Source organism: Paraburkholderia sp. BR14374, from assembly GCF_040948685.1.
Lineage (GTDB): Bacteria > Pseudomonadota > Gammaproteobacteria > Burkholderiales > Burkholderiaceae > Paraburkholderia > Paraburkholderia youngii.
This window is the reverse complement of record NZ_JBFPKF010000127.1, coordinates 1-655: the sequence shown is the minus strand read 5'-3', so window position 1 is coordinate 655 and position 655 is coordinate 1. Positions and strand designations below refer to the sequence as shown.

Genomic DNA, 655 nt, shown 5'->3' with positions numbered 1-655 from the left:
GAGATGGCATTGGCCCCACCTGAATGAAAGACTTCGAGTATCAAATCGACATCAACCAAACCGGCGCAGCGACTCATTGAAATGAAGTGCTGCTCGCCAGCGAGGGGTATTTCAACAGCCTGTTAGACTTGCTTATTTATTCCGGCTTGAAGCAATACACCGCCAGCTTGTTGCGGTCGGGGTCGCGGGCATAGGCAGCGTATGCATTCGGCGCCCAGCCACGCGGACCGGCGGCACCTTCGCACTTGCCACCTTGAGCCAGAGCCGTCTTGTGGAGCGCGTCGACCGACGCACGGTTTGGAGCCTCGAACGAGACGGTGACGCCGTTACCGACCGTTGCCGGTTGACCGTTCGCCGGCTTCAGAACGAAGAACGACGGAGCGTTATCGCCCCAAATCGAGCCGTTGTTGTCGAGGTCGGCGACGCGCTTCAGACGGATTTCGCCCAGCACGGCGTCGTAAAAGGAGCGCGCCTTCTCGAGGTCGTTCGTGCCAACGGTGACGTGAGTGTAGACAGTCATGATATTCCTTAAGGCTACGCTGAACAAGCCGCTGAATTTGCGACGTGTCTGCGATATAGAGGTGTTCAGGTCGTGAAGCCGACCGTCCCCTTTGGCTTTTTGGCCCTTGCGGGCATTGCACGCGGGCGTTTTGCC

1 protein-coding gene is annotated in these 655 nt (G+C 58.3%); it reads right to left on the bottom strand.

What is annotated here, in order from left to right:
• Positions 1-136 precede the first annotated feature (136 nt).
• Positions 137-655, bottom strand: a 519-nt coding sequence (locus tag AB3X86_RS38335) for a VOC family protein (RefSeq protein WP_368599909.1), incomplete at its 5' end; no start/stop codon positions are given.